This is a genomic window from Zooshikella ganghwensis, assembly GCF_018263875.1.
GTDB classification, from domain to species: domain Bacteria; phylum Pseudomonadota; class Gammaproteobacteria; order Pseudomonadales; family Zooshikellaceae; genus Zooshikella; species Zooshikella ganghwensis.
In genome coordinates this window covers 219,172-240,542 of record NZ_JAEVHG010000006.1, presented here as the reverse complement: position 1 = coordinate 240,542, position 21,371 = coordinate 219,172, and the positions used below count along the sequence as shown (strand labels likewise).

Annotated in this window: 20 protein-coding genes; 9 read left to right on the top strand and 11 right to left on the bottom strand. The window is 42.0% G+C overall.

The genetic code is table 11. From position 1 onward, the window contains the following. Positions 1-190: 190 nt before the first annotated feature. The gene (gene maoP, locus KHS79_RS11450; protein WP_094785917.1) at positions 191-505 is read right to left on the bottom strand and encodes a DUF413 domain-containing protein; all 315 of its coding nucleotides are present in this window, start codon (positions 503-505) and stop codon (positions 191-193) included. Between the two features lie 379 nt (positions 506-884). After that, a complete protein-coding gene (locus KHS79_RS11445) occupies positions 885-1,121 on the bottom strand; it encodes a hypothetical protein (protein ID WP_038290082.1) in 237 nt (78 codons plus the stop codon). Positions 1,122-1,944: 823 nt separating this feature from the next. Here KHS79_RS11445 and KHS79_RS11440 point away from each other — a divergent pair. Both KHS79_RS11440 and KHS79_RS11435 read left to right on the top strand, forming a co-directional pair. Then, positions 1,945-2,733: an alpha/beta fold hydrolase gene (locus KHS79_RS11440; protein ID WP_212719025.1), complete on the top strand. Its 789-nt coding sequence runs from the start codon at positions 1,945-1,947 to the stop codon at positions 2,731-2,733. 102 nt (positions 2,734-2,835) lie between these two features. After that, positions 2,836-3,594, top strand: coding sequence for a substrate-binding periplasmic protein (locus KHS79_RS11435; RefSeq protein ID WP_212719022.1), 759 nt, complete (start codon positions 2,836-2,838; stop codon positions 3,592-3,594). A 44-nt stretch (positions 3,595-3,638) separates the two neighbouring features. On the opposite strand, the gene KHS79_RS11430 is transcribed toward KHS79_RS11435, so the two are convergent. Together KHS79_RS11430 and KHS79_RS11425 are read right to left on the bottom strand one after the other, a co-directional pair. Further along, complete coding sequence (locus tag KHS79_RS11430) at positions 3,639-3,953, bottom strand: DUF6482 family protein (protein WP_094785920.1); 315 nt, start codon at positions 3,951-3,953, stop codon at positions 3,639-3,641. A 182-nt stretch (positions 3,954-4,135) separates the two neighbouring features. Further along, entirely contained in the window at positions 4,136-4,777 is a 642-nt protein-coding gene (locus KHS79_RS11425; protein ID WP_212719018.1) for a hypothetical protein, read from the bottom strand. A 354-nt stretch (positions 4,778-5,131) separates the two neighbouring features. Here KHS79_RS11425 and KHS79_RS11420 point away from each other — a divergent pair, with 354 nt between their 5' ends. The 4 genes from KHS79_RS11420 (at position 5,132) to KHS79_RS11405 (ending at position 9,480) form a co-directional block, all read left to right on the top strand. Then, positions 5,132-5,755: a DUF2799 domain-containing protein gene (locus tag KHS79_RS11420; RefSeq protein WP_212719014.1), complete on the top strand. Its 624-nt coding sequence runs from the start codon at positions 5,132-5,134 to the stop codon at positions 5,753-5,755. Positions 5,756-5,952: 197 nt separating this feature from the next. Then, positions 5,953-6,693, top strand: coding sequence for a response regulator (locus KHS79_RS11415; RefSeq protein WP_094785923.1), 741 nt, complete (start codon positions 5,953-5,955; stop codon positions 6,691-6,693). Then, positions 6,680-8,125: an ATP-binding protein gene (locus KHS79_RS11410; protein WP_094785924.1), complete on the top strand. Its 1,446-nt coding sequence runs from the start codon at positions 6,680-6,682 to the stop codon at positions 8,123-8,125. Before KHS79_RS11415 ends, KHS79_RS11410 begins: the two co-directional genes overlap by 14 nt. A 95-nt stretch (positions 8,126-8,220) precedes the next feature. Next, the gene (locus KHS79_RS11405; RefSeq protein WP_212719011.1) at positions 8,221-9,480 is read left to right on the top strand and encodes an ABC transporter substrate-binding protein; all 1,260 of its coding nucleotides are present in this window, start codon (positions 8,221-8,223) and stop codon (positions 9,478-9,480) included. A 222-nt stretch (positions 9,481-9,702) separates the two neighbouring features. Here KHS79_RS11405 and pyk read toward each other — a convergent pair whose 3' ends face one another. After that, the gene (gene pyk, locus KHS79_RS11400) at positions 9,703-11,145 is read right to left on the bottom strand and encodes a pyruvate kinase (protein WP_212719008.1); all 1,443 of its coding nucleotides are present in this window, start codon (positions 11,143-11,145) and stop codon (positions 9,703-9,705) included. A gap of 17 nt (positions 11,146-11,162) precedes the next feature. Further along, complete coding sequence (gene gap, locus KHS79_RS11395; protein WP_027707142.1) at positions 11,163-12,167, bottom strand: type I glyceraldehyde-3-phosphate dehydrogenase; 1,005 nt, start codon at positions 12,165-12,167, stop codon at positions 11,163-11,165. 154 nt (positions 12,168-12,321) lie between these two features. Between gap and edd the strand changes: the two genes are divergently transcribed. Together edd and KHS79_RS11385 are read left to right on the top strand one after the other, a co-directional pair. Further along, positions 12,322-14,148 carry a phosphogluconate dehydratase gene (gene edd, locus KHS79_RS11390; protein WP_212719006.1) on the top strand — a complete coding sequence of 609 codons (1,827 nt, stop codon included), beginning with the start codon at positions 12,322-12,324 and terminating at the stop codon, positions 14,146-14,148. A gap of 113 nt (positions 14,149-14,261) precedes the next feature. Beyond that, positions 14,262-15,227: a glucokinase gene (locus KHS79_RS11385; RefSeq protein WP_325167596.1), complete on the top strand. Its 966-nt coding sequence runs from the start codon at positions 14,262-14,264 to the stop codon at positions 15,225-15,227. A gap of 215 nt (positions 15,228-15,442) precedes the next feature. Here KHS79_RS11385 and KHS79_RS11380 read toward each other — a convergent pair whose 3' ends face one another. From KHS79_RS11380 to zwf, 3 genes are read right to left on the bottom strand one after another with little or no spacing between them, the layout of a single operon-like run. Beyond that, complete coding sequence (locus tag KHS79_RS11380; RefSeq protein WP_212719003.1) at positions 15,443-16,105, bottom strand: bifunctional 4-hydroxy-2-oxoglutarate aldolase/2-dehydro-3-deoxy-phosphogluconate aldolase; 663 nt, start codon at positions 16,103-16,105, stop codon at positions 15,443-15,445. 22 nt (positions 16,106-16,127) lie between these two features. Beyond that, positions 16,128-16,871, bottom strand: coding sequence for a 6-phosphogluconolactonase (gene pgl / locus KHS79_RS11375; protein WP_212719001.1), 744 nt, complete (start codon positions 16,869-16,871; stop codon positions 16,128-16,130). Beyond that, positions 16,855-18,336, bottom strand: coding sequence for a glucose-6-phosphate dehydrogenase (zwf, locus tag KHS79_RS11370; RefSeq protein ID WP_212718999.1), 1,482 nt, complete (start codon positions 18,334-18,336; stop codon positions 16,855-16,857). The genes pgl and zwf overlap by 17 nt, the downstream gene beginning before the upstream one ends. A gap of 377 nt (positions 18,337-18,713) precedes the next feature. Here zwf and KHS79_RS11365 point away from each other — a divergent pair, with 377 nt between their 5' ends. After that, positions 18,714-19,592 carry a MurR/RpiR family transcriptional regulator gene (locus KHS79_RS11365; protein ID WP_027707148.1) on the top strand — a complete coding sequence of 293 codons (879 nt, stop codon included), beginning with the start codon at positions 18,714-18,716 and terminating at the stop codon, positions 19,590-19,592. 107 nt (positions 19,593-19,699) lie between these two features. Here the strand turns inward: KHS79_RS11365 and KHS79_RS11360 are convergent, their stop codons facing one another. Then, the gene (locus tag KHS79_RS11360) at positions 19,700-20,539 is read right to left on the bottom strand and encodes an OmpA family protein (RefSeq protein ID WP_027707149.1); all 840 of its coding nucleotides are present in this window, start codon (positions 20,537-20,539) and stop codon (positions 19,700-19,702) included. 117 nt (positions 20,540-20,656) lie between these two features. Next, entirely contained in the window at positions 20,657-20,938 is a 282-nt protein-coding gene (locus KHS79_RS11355; protein WP_027707150.1) for a DUF427 domain-containing protein, read from the bottom strand. Positions 20,939-21,371: the final 433 nt, after the last annotated feature.

Below are 21,371 nucleotides of genomic sequence, written 5' to 3'. Positions count from 1 at the left end.
TACTGAGTTTTTTACAAGAGCAGTAATGGCATATTTTTCAGCCCCAATTGCTGAATTTAATGAGTGATTGGGGTTTATAAAAATAGCTAACTGCTAGCTTGTCATATTAAATAAATAGAGCTGTCTATACTATCGCTAATAATATGAAACATCTGACAGCTAATACTAATGGTTTATCTACCAAGAGGATTTAATCCTCATCAAAGTAAACAGCGGTATAAGCATCTTCCATGTTAATTTTATTAAGGTACTTCATCCATGTTTTTTCCACAAAGGTTGAAGGTGCTGCTTCTCCGCGAACGACCCTTACAAAGTTAGTTTCTTCATCTGACTGAGGTTCTCGAGACCCCTCACTGAGTGCTTTTAAGGCATCGCCTATAGATGTCAGTGTATTGGATTCTCTAATTGAGAAAAAACCAGACCGTTGAAATCCATAAGGGAAATGAACATCATCAAAGAAGCGCTTGACGGTGTTGAAGCTCTGACTGAGTGTAGCAGTACTCATTGGCCATATCCTATCGAATGTGACTAACCTATAGCATTTCTACAGTGAGTAAACCACCAGTATTTCTGAGTTGGTTCAAGGTAATCAATATGCCAAAACTCAACCAATGTCAATTACAAAATAAACTAATTTTAGGTAGCCGGTAGAGGCTAGTTTTTAGGTACTTATAACCGTTCATTTCAGTGTTAAGTAAACACTAATAAGAAACGCTCATTTTAGTAACTAGTACGTCGCGGTTGCTAGACGATATGTCATTTAGCTGTTTAAGAGTTATACTGCTTAGCTTTTCTGCGACGTATAGTTAGGGAGAGAAAAGTGTAATCAACTTTGTAACAGGATGTTCTCTTATCGTTAGTCGATACAAGTCAGGATAAGTTGATTAGGGGTTAAAGTCGTCAGTCTCTCCCATTAAAAAGGCGATACATTTTTGTGTGTAGTTTTCATGCTTTTCTGCGGGAACCTTATCTTCTTTTGCCCATTCCTTACAGGTTTCTGCTGCTTCTTGGCGGATTTCTGCATCTGTGGCATTTTGATTTGAGCGCGCTTCAGCCAAGGCAGCACTGTTCATGCAAAAAGAGATAATAATGCTTACTGCTGTTGTGAGTAATAACTTCATTAATGCAGATCCTTTGTATAAAGTATGATCAATATGAAAGGTACTGTATTATTCAAATTAATGAGTACTTTTCAGTTCGTAATTTCCGTATATTTTAAAATATAGTGATAATTGTTTTGTTTTCTAAGTAAATTGTTATAGCAGGGAAATGTGTGTCTGAAGGTGCGTAGCTAAAAAACAGGATCTTAAAACTGTTTATTTTAACTTTAGTGCTTTACTTCAAAAAGTATAAGTAATCATTGAAAGTGCTCCTATTTTGCCCAATGTATAGCGCTAGAATCTAAACGGCTTGATGTAGTAGTTTGAGCATGATAGCTAGTTTAATCGTTAAATTTTATAAAACCCTTATTGAAGGAAAAGTTAAAATTATTGTAGAGATAATGATCTGACATTCGCAGCTTTGTATTGTTGCAAGAGTGGTACAATAATTTTTTATTTAGTGAATAATTTAGCAGTTTAATGCGCACTTGCCTTCTGGAACAGAAAGGATAACTTACTTTATGCTTTGTGCTCTAATCATTGGCTTTGCTCGTTAAAATCTTAGTACAGCTTAGTTTTGCGTAGTCAATGTGATTTTCCACTATTTCCTGAAAGATACTTCTGTAATGTTGAAAGTGAGCTCCCATATTATCTTTGTGATGTTGGCAAGCAGCTTTCCTGTTTCTTCATCACTAAGATAAGCTGCCCATTACTCACTATGTCATGTTAAGGTTGTATACCCTTTGTTATGGGTATATGTCATTCGCTTTGGGGTTATCCTCTGAAGCGTATTCGCAGATATAAGGTATACCTTCAGTAATATCCACACACTTTTTGAGGTAGCATGTTTGATTTGTATTATCGTCAGCAAGGGATACAAGGAAACCCTCCAGTAGTTTTACTGCATGGGTTATTTGGATCGCTAGAAAACTTAGGTGCTGTTGCTAAAGTGCTTGCTGAGGACTTTTCTGTTTATTCCGTTGACTTGCGTAACCATGGTCGCTCACCACATCATGAAATGATGAGCTATGAGTTAATGGCAAATGATGTCATTTGTTTTATGGACTCACTTAACTTGACTGAAGCCGTGCTTTTGGGGCACTCAATGGGTGGAAAGGTTGCTATGGAAGTTGCTTTACGGGCACCTGACCGTGTTTCAGGGTTAATCGTCGCAGATATTGCACCAGTTCGTTACCCTCCTCATCATCATCAGGTTTTTGCTGGGCTTCAAGGGCTAGCATTGTCTGCTATTACCTCTCGAGCACAAGCGGATAAAGAATTAGCGGCCTATATAAATGAAGTTTCCGTGCGCAGTTTTTTGCTAAAAAACTTAGTGAAAACCTCGGCTTCTGGCTTTCAGTGGCGCATGAACCTTTCTGCCATTGCTAAGCACTATGAACATATCATGGCAGGGCAGAGTAGCGAGTCATCTTATGATAAGCCCGTGTTGTTTATTAAAGGTGGTTCCTCTGATTATATTTTGCCGCGTCATCAGGATGCTATTTTGTCTCTGTTCCCGGCAGCAGGTGTAAAAATAATACAAAATGCAGGTCACTGGCTGCATGCTGAAAAACCGGCTCTTTTTAACCGAATTGTGAGTCAGTTTTTGAGATCAATTCTTATTGCGCAATGAGGTGCTAAGCATTTGATCCTGCCTTCTGAAAAAAGCTTTCGCGAAGTATATTGCTCGTGTTCTATGCTAAAGAGTGAAAATAGCATTAAGTGATGTTAGCGCATGGTGGGTAAGTGGGTTTCGTTATTTGTCGTGTTATTTGTGGGCCCAGCATGGAGTGGGAGTGGACAGCTGGTGGTTGCAGCTACAGAGTGGGCTCCTTACTCAGGTACAGAGTTACTCAATAAAGGCTTTTCCCCCGAGCTGTTTTCTGTAGCTATGTCAAGAAAAGGCTACGAAGTAGATGTCGTTATACTCCCTTGGTCAAGAGCATTGAAAGGTACTTATGATGGTACATTTGATGCGTTACTTGATGTTTGGTATAGCGACGAGCGGGCAGAAAAGATGGTCTTTTCTAAGCCATATATGACAAACCGTATTAAGTTTATCAAGCGTGTGGACAGCAATATTGTGAGTACGGACTTTGCGGACTTGAGGCATTATGAGATAGGTGTTGTTCGTGATTATGCTTATGAACCCCAATTTGATATGAGTCCAGTACTTAAGAAGTCTCCAGAAAGAACGTTCTTAGTGAATTTATACAAGCTGGTTAAACATCGAATAGATTTAACCTTAGAAGATGAGTTTGTCGCTCGCTTTGAAATTGCACACAAAGCACCAGAACTTCAAAGCTTGGTGTCGTTTTTACCTGATCCTTTATCAGAGAATAATCTCTATGTCGGATTCAGTAAAAATAATGAGCATGTGAAAACCGTGGTTACTGATTTTGATGATAGCCTAAGATCGCTTATTCTTGATGGAACGTATGAACGCCTTAAAGCGAAGCATGGCATTTTATGGCGCTGGGATTATCAACCCTAGTAGTGTGTTAACAGGCCCTTAGTAAATTACTTTTCAATTAAGCTTCAGTGAAGGTTTTGACTGTTTATAGGGTAAAAGTCTTTTTGCCCCATACTCTCACTGTCATGGCTGCGTAGCCCTATCATTTCATCATAAGCTGAGTAGTGAACGTGTTCTGTGTCACATACAGCTAGACCATCGAACGCATCTCTTACGCTGGCTAGGCTTGGGAAAACTCGCGGTTTATTATCTTTGTCATTTAAAACCAAGAATTTTCGATCATGAATTTGAACTTCAGCCATGTAGATATCACCTTCAAAAGACAAGATTAATAATCGGTGAATAGGCAGGTGGTGATTGCGAATACGTTTCAGATTCATGGCGTGCCCCCATAGGGTGCCTGCTAAGGGAATACATGTTAACTGTAGTCAAGAAACCTGCGCTCAACCAACTATAAAGTACTAGTTGAGTATGAATAGTTTTAGGTTGAGTTGTCACAGTGGATGAAGATAGCTTAAGGGCTATACGGCACCAGTATTAAAGCTGTAAATGGTTGCAGCTGTCAGATAGGAAGAAAAGTTGTTGTTGCCACTCCCCTAACCAGAAAGTTGATTGTGCGATCATTTTTACTGGAAACAATCTGAGCCATCATATCTTGCAGCATGATCATTTTACCAAAAAGTCGCTCAAAACTTAGGTTGACCGCATCCTGTTGTAATGAGTTAGTAATCAAGTAAGGCTTTCCTGAGGGGGTTTTACGAGACTGTAAACGCCAAGCCAGAATTTCCAGGTTACGTGCACTGTTATAAAGCTTTTGTTGGTTTAGTTCATCGAGAATGAAAAACTCATCATGATAGTCATAGCTTTGTCGAATCATGTCAGTTAAACCTGCCATCACCGCCATGACACGATCACCATTAAAAGAATCATCAAACGCGAGAAGGATAGCATCAGTACTGGCTTTTCGTTTTAGCTCAGGTAAACGTATAGGCCCATAATGATCAAATAGAAGAGCTTGGCGTTGTTTAATCGTTGCTCCAGACTTATACAACTCACGTGGATTGCGCTTATAAAGCTTTTCCATCAGTGTTGCTAGGTGTTTTCGCATTTCAGCGCGTACCGTGTCTGCGACAAAGTCAGTATCCGATTTAGCGAGGTTTTCGACGCGAAAAGGTTGGCTTCCACAACCAGCAAGTAGTGTCATACAACAGAAAATGTATAAGCATTTTTTACAACGCTGAAACACAGTGTTCACCCATTTAAAAAAACAGATTGCAAACAATTATAGTTAAAGAAGAAATACTTGCTGTAGATATAAGTAGACACCACTTGTGCTCAGAAGTGCCTGGAAGCAGTTTTGTAGCCTACATTTTGGGTATTTATATGCATTGTAAGTATCAATTCTCCATATTTTAATTTTGTTTCAACGGCATTCGTATATTATGAAACTATGTTTTACAGGCTTATGGCACTCGGTTTTTAGATAATATAAAAAGAAAGTTATTTTTCTTTTGTGTATGGTATTAATTTTATAAACAAGACCTGAGTAAATGTTTTTATGCGAAACACTTTAGATTCTTTTGTGTTTGTCCTGCTGTTACTCTTCGTCAATGGCTGTAGTGTCATGACAGAAAGCGAGTGTCGACTCGCTAACTGGCATACGGTAGGTTTTGAAGATGGCTCTCAAGGTCATTTAAGTTCAAGAGTGGGTATATATCGTAAAGATTGTTCTGACTACTCAGTTGTTCCTGATTTCAAAGCATACCAAGCAGGTTATCAACGAGGCCTTCAGCGTTACTGTACTGCATCCCGAGGTTATGCGGAAGGTGAACAAGGAAAACATTATCAAGGCGTTTGCCCCAGTGCATTAGAAGCGCGGTTTTTATCAGGCTATCAACGGGGGCATGAAGTATATCAAGCCAGGCAGCACTGGCAGTCAATAACGCAAAAAATTTCAACCTTAGAGCAGGACTTACGCTCTTTAAGAACTGAGCTTTCTACTAAAGAACGAGAACTTATTGAGCAGGGTGATCATATCGACAAGCGGTCAGCGCTTATGAATTCGATTAACCACATACGAGCCAAAGAGTTTCAGCTGCAAAATGAGCTGTATCGATTGCAGAGTGATGAACGTTGGGCGAGGGAGGAATATGACGTTATTCGCCTTCGAAACACGAGATAAGTGTTCCTGTGGTTATTTTGTTATAGTATTTAAAACATCTGTCTGGATTGTTTCATACCTTTACTGGGGTATCATAGTTAATTGCAGAGAGTAACAAATTAAGTTTACCTTAACGCGGTTTGTCATTGACTTATCCCATAGATATAGCCTGAGTGGGTGAACTTTTGTAACGGTTGTAATGTTTTATTTGGCTAAATATGCATAAAAACAAAAAAATACTCGTTGTTGATGACGATACCGAAATTAGAACGTTATTACGAGAATACCTTGAGCGTTCAGGGTTTTCTGTGTTGGAAGCAGCTGATGGCGTATCACTGTTCGAGCAATTTCCCGCTGAAGACATCGATATTGTTCTGTTAGATGTTATGTTACCTGGTGATGATGGTTTTACGCTGTGTCAGAAGATTCGCAAGGAGTCACTGGTGCCGATAATTATGTTAACGGCAAGTTCTGATGATGCGGATCGGATTGTTGGCTTGGAAATGGGGGCTGATGATTACATGGCCAAGCCATTTAACCCAAGAGAACTCTTAGCGCGAATCAAGGCTATCTTGCGCAGGGTTGAGACCCACCAACAGCCTGTCGAGGTAAAGCCTGCTGCTAACCCTCGTTATTACAAGTTTGCAGGGTGGACTTTGGATACTACCAGCAGACAGTTAGTGCGAGAAGGTGAACAGCAGTACCCATTGACAGGGGCAGACTTTGCTTTGTTGATGCTGTTTCTAGAGCACCCTCAACGTATTCTTAAGCGCGATGAAATCTCTGACCTGACCCGAGGTAGAGAGTCTAGTCCTTTTGATCGATCAATTGATGTTCATGTCAGTCGGCTTAGACATCGGCTTGGTGACGATGGTAAAAATCCTCAAATAATCAAAACCGTTCGTGGGGCAGGTTATGTGCTTGCAGTAGAAGTCAGTGTTGCGGATGAGTTGGATTAGACGTTTTTGGCCAAAATCGTTAGTTGGGCGTTTAGCCAGTGTGCTTGTGCTGGCCATTGCGGCAGTGCAACTTATTAGTAGCGTCATTTGGATGACTCAGGCTCGCTTTGCTGAAGAGCAGGAGGTCAGCCGAATGGCTGAGCATATGGCATTGAGCATGGCGTCGACAGTAAAGTTTTTTAATTCTCTTCCAGTCAAATACCGGCATATCGTTCTTGATCAGTTGCGTAATATGGGAGGAAGCCGTTTTTTTGTAAGTATTAATAAAGAACTCATTTTAATTAATGATTATCCAGAAAAACGGATACATCATATTGTGATTAGTGAGTTCAATAAAGTGCTCAGAAAAGAGCTAGGTAAAAATCAGCGCATAATCGTTAAATTTTCTGATCCAGATACCCTTCATGTGTTTAATAATGATGTTTTACTGACAGATTTACCACCCCGTTGGACACACCATAGCTTGCTTATGAAACCTTTATCGCCGCCTATTCTGGTGACGCAAATTCAGGTCGCAGAAAATGAATGGCTATATGTGGCTGCTTTAATACCTCATCCTTCATTTATTTCTGAGCGAGAGTTTTTATCCACAGAGCGTTTGATTTTTTTAGGCTTGATGCTTGTTGTTTTGCTTCTGGTGTCGTTTTGGGTCGTGACTTGGCTGGCTAAACCTTTAGAGAGACTGTCGAAAGCTGCAGAAGAGCTTGGTCGAGATCTTGAACAGCCACCTTTACCTGAAGAGGGTAGTCAGGAAATGGTGAAGGCGGCAAAAGCTTTTAATGCAATGCAGTATCGTTTACAGCGATATATTGATGATCGAGCTCGATTATTTGCAACTATTTCTCATGATTTAAAAACACCGATAACGCGAATGCGCTTGCGAGCAGAAATGTTAGCGGATGATATGCAGCGCGAACGATTTTGTCAGGATTTAGCTGATTTGGACCTGATGGTAAAGGGGGCTTTACAGTGTGTGAAAGACACTGATATCCATGAAAATCAGGTACCTATTGACATCATGGCGATGTTAAGGCGCTTAAAAGATGATGCTTCGATGGCAGGCCATGAGGTTAGTTTAATCGGTAATAACTGTAAGATGTTTATCGGTAAACCTTTAGCGATTAAACGAGCGCTGACAAATTTATTGGATAATGCTATCGCCTATGGGAAACGAGCCGAAGTTTCAATTATTGACTCTCCACAAAAATTAGTCATCACTATCCGTGACTTCGGGCCAGGATTACAACAAGGCGATTTAGAAAAGGTGTTTGAGCCTTATTATCGTAGTCAGGGAAATGTCTCTAAGTCTGGCATTAGAGGGTTGGGCCTAGGCATTGTTCGCAGTATTGCACGTGCGCATGGTGGGGAAATTATTTTAAAAAATCACCCTGAAGGTGGGTTAATTGCTGAACTAACGCTACCTCGACAATAAAAGTCCATATTTTTTTAGGTTATGCTCACTTCCCCTCTTAATTAACGTTTTATAGCCTAGAAATATATAAAAGAAAATTAACTGAGATGTAAGCTATGACTTATTGGCTAAAGTCCACCACAGTTTCATTATTAATGTTATTTGCTCAAAAAATTTGGGCAACAACAGAAGTTGAAATTTTGCACTGGTGGACTTCAGCAGGAGAGGTACGTGCTGTCAACGAACTTAAGGCCGCTATGGCAAGTGTTGGCTATCAGTGGATAGACTCAAGCGTGAGAGGAGGTGGTGGAGAGACGGCAATGACCGTTTTAAAGTCTCGGGTGTTAGCGGCTAACCCACCACTTGCAGCACAAATAAAAGGGAAAGAAATTCAAGAATGGGCCAGACTGGGTTTTTTATCTAATTTATCCTCTGTAAGCCAGGAACAACGTTGGTCATCGCGTCTGCCTGCGTTTGTCACTGAAATAATGCAGCATAATGGCAAGTTTGTAGCAGTCCCTTTTAATATTCACAAAGTCAATTGGATTTGGCTAAATAAGGATGTGTTCCGAAAATATAATCTTCCTGTGCCTACCTCTTGGACCATGCTGAATGAGGTTGCTACCAAGCTGCAGGCTAAAGGCGTTACACCCATTGCGTTGAGTAATCAGGCGTGGCAGCAGGCTATTATTTTTGAAATAGTTGCGCTGGGTATTGGGGGTAATGAGTTTTACCGTAAAGCATTTGTAGAAAATGACATTGATACACTTGAAAGCCAGAAAATGATTCAAGTTTTAAAACAATTCAAGCGCTTGAGTGTTTATTATGATGATGAGGCGCAAGGCAGGGATTGGGATGCTGCCACTGAGATGGTGATTGAAGGCCGTGCAGCAATGCAAATAATGGGGGATTGGACAAAAGGTGAATTTTTGGCTGCAGGAAAAGTAGCAGGGGTGGATTTTGCGTGTATTCCAGCTCCAGGTACACAAGATAGCTTTATCTATAATATCGATAGCTTTGTGATGTTTGATGTTCAAAATGCAGAAAAGCAAAAGGCGCAAATAGAGTTAGCAAAAATCATTATGACTCCTGACTTTCAGAAAGCGTTTAATTTGCGTAAAGGCTCTATTCCTGTTCGTAATGATGTTCCACTCGATCAGTTTGATGAGTGTGCGCAACTTTCACATCAGTCACTGACTGCTGCGGCTAAAAATGGAAATTTACTACCAAGTTATACCCAGTATATGGCGACAACATCAGACACAGGGGGTGCTATATACGAAGTGATAACAGCTTTTTTTAAAGACCCCAGTATGACACCTGAAACAGCGGCGCATCGGTTGGTAGCGGTAGTAAAAGCCGCTATGGGGAATTAAAACTGTCCAGGCTTTTTCGAATCTGAAGCTTTTTAAAAAGGACAGGGACTCAATGGTCCCTGTAAAGTCCACAGGACTGAATAACAGCCTTGCACTTGGGAGAAATGGGATGCTCAGCATCCCAGAAGTAATATGGCAAGCATATACTTCAAAAAAACAATTACGTTTTATATCCTCACGGATATAAGTGTCATGCCGTCATTCACAAGGTTGTGAATAACATTAGTCAACACACAATACTTTAAGTGTATTGGTTCCACCTTGAGAGTGGGCGCGGTCACCTTTAGTGATGATAATTAAATCACCAGTGCTTACATGACCTGCATTTTTGAGTGCCTGAATGGCATGACGGTTAACTTCTTTACCTGGGATAGTGTCAGTTTCAAATGGAATTGGCATTACACCACGGTAAAGGGCAACACGGTTTTGCGTATCTTTATGCCGAGAAAAGGCAAACACTGGAATAGATGAGCGAATTCGAGACATCAACAGTGGCGTTGCCCCTGACTCAGTCATACAAATAATCGCTTTTACACCTTGCAGATGGTTAGCTGTGTACATTGCTGCGAGTGCAATGGACTCATCAATATTCTGGAAGGGTTCATCCAGGCGGTGTTTTGAACGGTGTGCTGCAGGGTGTAACTCAGCACCTACACAAACACTAGCCATTGCTTCAACAGTTTGCACTGGGTATTTACCAGCAGCTGTTTCAGCAGACAGCATAACTGCATCTGTTCCATCCAAAACGGCATTAGCGACGTCAGAAACTTCAGCACGGGTTGGCATTGGGCTAGTGATCATTGACTCCATCATTTGAGTCGCAGTGATAACCACGCGATCCAAACTTCTGGCACGATCAATAATGTGCTTTTGCACAGCAACTAGTGTTGCATTGCCAATTTCAACACCTAAGTCACCACGAGCGACCATTACCCCTTCAGAAGCACGAATAATAGAGTCGAGTACTTCATCATCAGCAACAGCTTCAGCGCGTTCAATTTTTGCAATCAAACCAGCTTTAGAGCCAGCCTCATGCAACAGTTGACGGGCTTCATCCATATCTTCAGCTGAGCGAGGGAAAGATACGGCTACATAGTCCACGCCAATTTGAGCAGCGACTTTGATATCGACTTTATCTTTCTCTGTAAGGGCTTTGGCGGATAAGCCACCACCTTGACGGTTGATACCTTTGTTGTTGGAGAGAGGACCACCAATCAGTACTTCTGTAATAACTTCGTGCTCAGTAACACCCGTAACACGAAGCTCAACGCGGCCATCATCAAGTAATAAGATATCACCTGGACGTGAGTCAGCAATAAGTGCTTCATAGTCAATACCAACACGCTCACTATCTCCAGCATTTTTATCTAGAGACTTATCAAGAATGAACGTCTGGCCAACTTCCAGTTCAACTTTGCTTTCTTTGAATCGTGCAATACGAATCTTGGGACCTTGAAGGTCCCCAAGAATCGCCACGAAAGCATTTTGACGCTTAGCGGCTTCGCGGACTAGCTCAGCTCGCTTTTGATGGTCTTCTGGCTCGCCATGTGAGAAATTCAGGCGAACCACATTAACGCCCGCTTTGATCATTTTCTCTAATGTTGCTAAGTCATTAGAGGCAGGACCTAAGGTGGCTACGATTTTAGTTCTACGAATGCTTCCCATGGCTTATGCTCCTACGCTTATGCAGGTGCATTAATTAAAGCAATGGTGTTGTCTAGCATACGATTTGAGAAGCCCCACTCGTTATCGTACCAGGCCATAACTTTAACCAGGTTACCGTTAACGCGTGTTTGAGTCGCATCGAATGTAGAAGAAACAATGCTGTGGTTGAAGTCAATAGAAACCAGTTTTTCAACGTTGTAGGCTAAAACTGGAGAAGCATCAGATGCTTTCTTCATAATTTCGTTGATTTCTGCAACGCTAGTTTCACGCTTAGCAACAAAGTTAAGGTCTACAACAGATACGTTGATAGTGGGGACACGAACAGCCATACCGTCCAGCTTGCCATTAAGTTCTGGCAGTACTAAGCCTACTGCAGCAGCTGCACCAGTCTTAGTAGGGATCATAGACATGGTTGCTGCACGAGCACGATACATATCGCTGTGGTATACGTCAGATAGGTTCTGATCGTTAGTGTAAGCGTGGATCGTTGTCATCAAACCGCTGTCAATACCAACAGTATCGTTCAGAGCTTTAGCAACTGGTGCTAAACAGTTAGTGGTACATGAAGCGTTAGAAATGATTTCATGCGACTGGCGTAGTACGTCATCGTTAACACCATATACAACAGTAGCGTCAACGTTAGTGCCTGGTGCAGAGATGATGACTTTTTTAGCGCCTGCTGCAAGGTGAGCACTGGCTTTTTCACGGCTAGTGAAGATGCCTGTACATTCGTAAACAACGTCTACATTTAGAGAACCCCAGTCAAGCTTAGATGGGTCACGCTCTGAAGTAATACGGATTTCGTCACCATTGACAACCATTGTGCTGCCTTCAGTGCGAACTTCGCCTTGGAAGCGGCCATGTACGGTGTCATAACGAGTTAAGTGAGCGTTGATTTCAGCATCACCCAAATCGTTGATAGCAACAACCTGAATACGATCGCGGTAGCCGTTCTCATAAAGAGCACGAAGTACGTTGCGACCAATACGACCGTAACCGTTAATAGCAACACGAATGGTCATGGAAGAATCCTCCTACAAAGACTGCTATATTTTATTGGTAATATTACAAATAAAATGGGCTTTCGACAATAAAAACTACTGAGAAGTCCGTGTTAAATTATGTAATATTACCATTTGAAAACGTTATCTCACTATCGACTGATGAGGAAGCGTAATGCACCCTACAATCGCCAGCGTTACTCAACGGGTCATTGCCCGAAGTTCTGCAAGCCGTAAAGCCTACATTGAGCGAATGCAGCAAGTCGCAAAGCCGCGACCTCACCGATCCACACTCTCATGCGGAAACTTAGCTCATGGTTATGCGGCTTGCCAGCCGCAAGACAAACAAATTCTTAAGCTCGCTACGCAAGCTGATGTAGCTATAGTCTCAGCATATAATGATATGCTATCTGCGCATCAGCCGCTGGAAAAATACCCGGCTCTTATTAAAGAGACCATGCGAGAGCTGGGTTCCGTTGCACAGTTCGCTGGTGGTGTACCTGCGATGTGTGACGGTGTCACTCAAGGGCAACCAGGCATGGAGCTTAGCCTCTTCAGTCGAGATGTGATTGCCATGGCAACCGCTATCTCACTCTCTCACAACATGTTTGACGCCACCCTTTGTCTTGGTGTTTGCGATAAAATTGTGCCAGGGCTTTTGATTGGCGCATTAAGCTTTGGTCATCTGCCATGCATTTTTGTGCCAGCAGGACCAATGCCATCAGGATTACCAAACAAGGAGAAAGCCCGAGTGCGACAACTTTACGCAGAAGGTAAGGTTGGTCGTGAAGCGTTGCTTGAAGCGGAATCTGAATCTTACCATGCTCCTGGTACTTGCACATTTTATGGCACAGCTAATAGTAACCAGTTATTGATCGAGATCATGGGTTTGCATTTACCAGGTGCATCATTTGTAAACCCTGAGACGTCATTGCGTGATGAACTAACCCGAGAAGCGGCTCGTCAGGTCACACGAATAACTGCGCTCACAGAAAATTACACGCCTATATGGAAGGTTGTTTCAGAAAAATCAGTTATTAATGCAGTTGTTGCCTTGTTAGCAACAGGTGGTTCAACAAACCACACTATGCATATAGTGGCAATAGCTCGAGCTGCAGGTATACACATTACCTGGGATGACTTTGCTGAACTATCATCGGCTGTACCACTACTGACGCGAATCTATCCAAATGGACAGGCTGATATCAACCATTTCCAAGCGGCAGGTGGTATGGCATTTTTAATTCGTACGCTGTTACAAGCAGGCCTGCTTCATAATGATGTGGTCACTGTGGTCGGTGAAGGGTTGGAAGCTTACACTCAAGAACCCGTTTTAAAAGATAATGCTCTAATTTGGCGCGCAGGGCCTGAGATATCACATGACCTTGAGGTGTTAAGACCAGTAAGTAAGCCTTTTAGTGCTGAAGGAGGTCTACGACTGCTGAAGGGTAATCTTGGGCGTGGTGTGATTAAAGTGTCTGCAGTTGCACAGGCGCATCAAGTGATTGAAGCACCAGCTATTATTTTTCATAGTCAGGAAGCAATGGCTGAAGCTTTTCAGCGAGGTGAGTTAAATAAGGATTGTATAGTAGTTGTTCGTTTTCAAGGGCCTCAGGCGACTGGGATGCCTGAATTACATAAACTGACGCCATTTCTTGGTGTTTTGCAAGACAAAGGTTTTAAAGTGGCACTTGTCACAGATGGTCGTATGTCTGGTGCTTCAGGAAAAGTGCCCGCGGCAATTCATGTGTATCCTGAAGCGGCACAAGGCGGGCCATTAGCCAAATTGAAAAATGGTGATACTGTCTGTGTAGATGCATTACAGGGAACGTTAACTGTTAAAGTTCCTGCAGAAGAGTGGCAACAACGTACACCAGTTGTTGCCGATTTATCTGATTTTCATCATGGCATGGGGCGAGAGTTATTTGCTCAAATGCGGCAAGTGGTTGGTGGTGCAGAACTTGGAGCGACAGTCTTTGATTTCGATAATGTAGGCAAATAATTTGTAGCCTTCACTTTGAGTAGATACTCACAGCGAAGGGTATAAAATAAAAAGGTCTGGCTTTACATTATTAAGCACATGACTGATGAATGAATGGAAGTGAGGAGGTAGTAGTGTCATCTCAAATTGCATTAGTGGGGGATATTGGAGGAACCAATGCCCGTTTCGCATTGTTTGATTTATCAACGCAATCGTTACAGCAGATTCAGGTTTTAGCTTGTAAAGACTATGCCAATATTGACCAGGCAATTTCTCACTACTTAAACCAACAGAGTGTTTCACCAGAACAAGCCTGCCTTGCTTTTGCCTGCCCGGTTCATAATGCCCAAGTGCGTATGACCAATAACCACTGGTATTTTGATAAGCAGACATTGAAGGCTGACCTAGGGTTAAAGCAGCTTCGTATAATTAATGATTTTACCGCGCTTGCCTTAGCATTGCCGGTGCTGTCGGAAAAAGACCTTTGCCAGGTTGGAGAGGGTGACTCTGTCAAAGATAAACCTAAGCTGGTCATGGGGCCTGGGACAGGCATGGGGATGGCAGGTTTGGTGAGAACTCAGCAAGGCTGGTTGCCAATCCCAACGGAAGGAGGGCATGTAGATTTTGCGCCTCGTAATGAATTAGAGGTTGAGGTTTGGCGCTATTTGCACAGATGTTTTGAACATGTTTCTGTTGAGCGAATACTGTCGGGTAGTGGCTTAGTTAATTTATATCAAGCGCTTGCGGCAGTATCGGGTCAAGAAATTTCAGTGGTAGACCCCTCATATATTACAACTGAGGGTTGTGAAGGCACAGATAAATTGGCTTGCCAGACACTGGAGATGTTTTCGGAGATTTTAGGCGCGGTGGCAGGCAATGCTGCGCTTACCATTGGTGCGTTAGGTGGTGTTTATATTGCTGGAGGGATCATTCCACGTTTTAAAGCGCACTTTATGAAGAGTGGTTTTAGAAATGCGTTTATTGATAAAGGCCGATTTCGAGATTACTTAAATGCTATTCCCTCATATTTAGTGCTTGCTGAATACCCTGGTTTATTAGGCGCTGCTCAGGGACTAGTTTCTTCTGAAAAATTAGGTTAGTAGTATCGATATGGCTTTGTTAAAAAGCTATTCCTTTTGCGAAGGGTATACAAAAGCAAAACTTTAAATTTATCAGATAAAAAAAACTCCGCAGAAAGCGGAGTTAAAATGCCAAGAGTAGTGTTATAAAACACTTGTCCTAGAGCAGTTTCCCATTACTGGGAAGGAGACACATTATTCAGAGGACAGCTGAATAATGATAAAAAGGTTATTCATTAGCTTTGCAGCAATGCCTGGATACTTAGCTTGCTAAGCTCAGTAATTCGTTGCCAGTCTTTATTGCGAACAGCATCACTTGGTACGACCCATGACCCACCAACACACATTACATTCGGTAAAGCGAGATACTCTCTGGCGTTGTTGGCATTAATCCCACCTGTGGGGCAAAAACATACATTACTAAAAGGGCCTGCCAGAGCTTTTAAAGCAGGCACTCCGCCTGCAGCGGCTGCTGGGAAAAACTTAAAGCGCTGATAGCCAAGTTGTAGTCCCTGCATAAGCTCAGATGGCGTTGCTATACCAGGTAGTAATGGAATTGTTGAATCAATGCCGGCAAGGAGTAGTTCGTGGGTTAAACCTGGACTTATTGCAAACTGAGCTCCCGCGTCAACTACTGCATTTAACATTGCCACTGAAGTGACAGTGCCTGCACCAACAAACGCTTCAGGCAGCGCTTTGCGAATGATGCTGATTGCATCCAGACCAGTTTGTGTTCTTAAGGTAACTTCCAGCGTTGAAATTCCACCATCAAGCAGAGCATTCGCTAGTGGTAGCGCTTCAGAAATATCATTAATGGTTATCACAGGCATAATCGGGGACTGTCGGCAGATTAAATCAATCTGCTGTGTCGCCTGCGTTGCCAGTGTTAAGTTTGACATGTTTGATCCTGAGCGCATGAGCTTAAGGGCTCCAATAAACAACAAAATTAATGGACGGATCCTGCAGAAAGGCACGAATGGGCATATCCGCTTGATTTTCAGCGGCTAACGCTTGCTGTAACGTAAGTAACTTGTCTTCCCCAACAATGTGTAAGATCACAAGCTTGGCATATGCCAGCACGGGGTATGTCAATGTAATACGCTGGTGAGGTGCTGTGATCGGTTGGCATGACAGACATAGTTTTGGCGTTGTTGGGTTGAGTCCTTCCTGCAAGGTAGGCGTATTAGGAAAGAGTGAAGCTGTATGTCCATCATTCCCCATCCCTAAAATAACCACATCAAAAGGCTGTGGCAGTTGCTTCAGTATTTTTGAGCAAGAATCTAGACCGCTATCGGCATCAACTGGAGGTGTTTTTAAGCCGTAAAATTTGGCAGTAGAAGCCTTTTTTTGTAATAAGTGTTTTTTAACTAGCTGAGCATTACTATCAGCATGGTGCTCATCAACCCAGCGCTCGTCTGCTAAGGTAACACTCACGTTGGCCCAATTCAGGTTGCACTCAGCAAGTGCATTAAACAGCGGAATGGGGGTGCTACCACCAGATACCACAAGTGTTGCCTGACTATGGCGCGTTAAACCTGATTGCAAGGTATCTGTGACGGTATCGGTCAAAGCAGCCACCAGCTTTTGACTATCATTAAAGCTAAGCAGGTGGTGCTTTAGTTTGGCTCTCACATCAGTGAGCAGTTGTTCAAGCAGAGTCTTCATGCCAGGACTTTCCATCACGGGTAATCATTGCTATTGAAGATACGGGGCCCCAAGAGCCAGCTGGGTATTTTTGCGGGCGTGTATTTTGGCTCTGCCATCCATTAATTATTTGATCACACCAGACCCAGGCATATTCAATTTCATCGCGACGCACAAATAAGTACTGGCTGCCTTGGATTACTTCCAAGAAGAGTCTTTCGTAAGCATCTGGAATACGCTGGGTATGGAATGTATCTGAAAAGTTAAGTTTGAGTGGGCCTGGCTTTAAGCGCATTCCTTTTTCAAGCCCTTGGTCTTTGGTCAGTACTTGAAGAGAAATACCTTCATCAGGCTGCAGTCTGATAATAAGTTTATTTTCTGCTATATCACGCTGTTCAGGGGCAAAAATATAATGAGGCGGCCTTTTAAAGTGAATGATGATTTGGGAAAGCTTTTCAGTCATTCGCTTTCCTGTTCTCAAATAAAAAGGCACATTTGCCCATCGCCAGTTACAAATTTGTGCTTTGATAGCTACAAATGTTTCGGTGCAACTTTGAGAGTCTTTACCTTCAGGCTCTTCTAGATAACCAGGAGCAAGCTGGCCTTGGACACTGCCAGCACAATACTGCCCTCTAATGACATCATGATTGAGGGAGTGAGTATCAATGGGCTTCAATGCCTTGAGGACTTTAACTTTCTCATCACGAATACTGTCAGCACTTAAATCATTGGGCGGGTCCATTGCAATTAAACACAGCAATTGCAGTAGGTGGTTTTGTACCATGTCACGCAACTGACCAGCTCGATCAAAGTATCCCCATCGGTGCTCAATGCCAATGGTTTCTGCCACAGTGATTTCAATATGATCAATATGATTATGATCCCATTGAGAGCCAAATAAGCTATTAGCAAAGCGTAATGCAATCAGGTTTTGAACCGTTTCTTTACCTAGGTAATGGTCTATTCGGTAAATCTGTTCTTCAGCAAAGTGCTGTGCTACTGCATCATTAATTTTTTTAGATGAAGCAAGGTCATATCCGATGGGTTTTTCCAGTACGATGCGTGTGTGGTTATCGATACAACCTGCGTTAGAAAGGTTTTGGCAAATTTCTCCATAGATAGCAGCAGGTGTCGCAAAGTAGCAAACTAAAGGGTTATTCGTTTCGCATAGTTTGTCATGTAATGTGTGGTAAGCACTGCCATCAGTAAAGTCGATTTCAATGTAAAAAAGCCTTGCAAGAAAACGAGCGAGAGCAATTTCGTCAATTTCATTCGGCGCGATAAATTTGCAGAGATGGATACGGACTGTTTCCAGAAAATTTTCTTGATCAATTGGGGATCTTGCTAAACCAAGCACTCTTAATTGTGGGGCTAAGAGATTTGCTTTATCGAGTTGATAAAGTGCAGGGAAAAGTTTCCGCAGGGCCAAGTCTCCTTGGGCGCCAAAAAGTGCTATATCACATTTTGTTTTGGCTACTGTGGGCATGTACCTAACCTACTTTGCGGTAACTTGTAATTTATATGTTGTTATAAAATTACAGGATTGATTGAATTTTAGTTTTTTGATGGTGTTTTTGCAAATTTTTTTGTAAAGTTTACTACATATTGGCATGTTGTGGTGTAATTACCCTATTGTGTTGATTGTTAAGTAGCTTAAGCATAGGCTTCAAGCTATCATAGCTGCATTCATATCCACTGCCTGGCAAAAGTAGATAGTGTTATATCCTTAATTATGCTGCAGTTCAGCAATGCGTGCTTATTTTGCTGAGCGTCTCATATGTATAGATAAGTGATTATGTTTGCTGTCGTTTGCGTGGTGGAGCATCTAGTATTTAGTAAATTAAACAAAATCTGTATTTACTTATGACCCTACCCAGTCAGTCATCCAACCTATTAGAGCGGATACGCGATAACCTTGAACAATTGAATCGTTCTGAGCGCAAAGTGGCTGATGTCATTTTGAAAGATCCGCAGTCTGCTACGCGTTATAGTATTGCTGCACTCGCACAAGCGGCAAGCGTTAGTGAGCCAACAGTTAATCGCTTTTGTCGCAGCTTTGATGCTAAAGGTTATCCGGATTTCAAATTGCAGTTAGCGCAAAGTTTGGCTAGCGGTACACCTTATGTTAGCCGTAGCGTTGAAATTGATGACACGGCTGAAGAATATACCCAGAAAATTTTTACAACGAATATGGCTTGTCTAGATGCTGCACGTCAGTCTATGGATGCGTCGGTAATAAATCGAGCTGTGGATTTTTTGATTCAAGCCAAGCAAATTAGCTTTTTAGGACTTGGTGCGTCAGGTCCAGTTGCGATGGATGCTCAGCATAAGTTTTTCCGCTTCAATATTCCCGTCATGGCTTATGATGATGTATTGATGATGCGAATGATGGCATCAGTAGCCAACACAGGTGATGTCATTGTTATCATTTCTTATACAGGTAGAACGCGAGAACTGGTTGAGATTGCTAAAATTGCACGTGAAAGTGGTGCAACTGTAATTGGTATTACGGCACCAAACTCTTATTTGGCTAAGGAATGCTCGTTAACAATTGATGTCATTGTTCAAGAAGATACCGATATATATATGCCGATGTCTTCTCGTATTATTCATTTAACGGTATTGGATGTGTTAGCAACAGGCGTGACGTTAAAGCGGGGTGTTGACTTTCAGAAGCACTTAAAACGAATCAAAGAGAGTTTACAAGCGAGTCGGTTGCCTGCTTCTCCACCAAAAAGCTGATATTTATAACTTTCGGTATGGTTATAAATATTAATTGTTGGACAACACGGTTAAGTTTTAAAAGAACACCCATCATATGATGGGTGTTCTTTTTTTGTCTTGCTTGACTATTGATCTATGACATTAAGTTCTACACGGCGATTCATAGCTCGGCCAGCTTCGGTACTATTACTGGTAATTGGTTTTTCTTCTCCATAGCCTACCGCTCTGAGGTTGTTACCATTAACTCCACGGGAAACGAGGAAGTTACGAACAGCTTCAGCGCGGCGCTGTGAAAGACGCATATTGTAGCGATTACTGCCTACATTATCCGTATGTCCAGATACTTCTAATTTGGTATTTTTGTGTAGGCGGAGTTTTTCGGCAACTTTTGATAGATACTCATGAGATGTACCAGTTAACCGGGCAGAATTAAACTCAAACTGAACACCTTTAAGTGCTAGTGCCTCGGAGCAACCAATAGCATTAACTTGTACTCCAGGAGGTGTATTTGGACAATGATCTTTCATATTAGCTACGCCATCATTGTCTGAGTCTAATGTACAACCTCTGTTGTCAACTTGAGTATTTAAAGGTGTATTTGGACACTGGTCACGATAATCTGGAACACCATCATTATCTGAATCTACTGGACAACCGTTGTAGTCTACTTTAACGCCACGTGGTGTTGCTGGGCATTTATCTTTACTGTCAACGACGCCATCATCGTCTGTATCATGCTCAATCATTGAGCAGAAAAATCCCCCTAATAATGCACCACCTAGTGCTCCAACGGCAGCGGCCTCGCCATCATCTGCAGATGATCCAGCAACAGCTCCCAGGCCACCACCTACTAATGCACAATTACGCCAATCTTCGTGCCATGGGCCATTTGTTGCACAGCCAGTTAGAAATATAGGTAAAAAAACAAAGAGTCCTAGCGTCCTGCTTTTTACGGATGGTTTCATTTTTTTCTCCATTATTATCATGGTTTCAGCTATCTGGGTTCTTGACCAGTATAGATAAGGTTTATTAGTTTGCCGCAATAACGTGACACTTACATTAGTATTATGTAGGTTCAGTGGTTAACGTGTGATTACTACCCCGTGCCAAAAGGCAATATAATGTTTAATTTTTTTTGCTGCAGGCTTAGGGTCAGGATATGACCAGGCAGCATCTTCGTTTATTTTATCTTCAACTTTTATGTGAAAATAGTGGGCTACTCCTTTCCATGGACAGTCTGTTTGTGTGTGACTTACAGTAAAAAAACCAGTTTTAATGGATGAAGGTGGGAAATAATGGTTGCCTTCAACAATGATTGTTTCATTACTTTCTGCCAGTGTAGCACCATTCCACACAGCTTTCATAAGTTAGCTCCCACCCATTTAATACATAATATACTCTACCTGAGGTATGCCATTTATTGTAAAAGTAGACTAACGCTTTAAGCTGAATTCAGGTTTAAATATGAGAGTATCTCTAAAAATAGTGACTTTCTTGCAAGAGCAAGGAAGCATTGCACATAGGGTCACAGTGTATAAGGAAGACATGATGATCAGAGTGCAGTGCTGACCCAGCTATCACGAAAAAGTGCATTTTAGAGGTGTCCATAAGTTATTTTTAAAACTGAGTTTCAAACAGTTAAACCCTCATTTTGGGATTTAAGCTGTGTTACTGTATAGTGAATATGCTTGTTTGGATATTGACAAGCTGTAAAGAGCATATGCTTTTATAATATGAAATATAATCATAATAATATTGAAAATTGGGACAGCTCAACCAAAAGGGATCAAGCAGTGT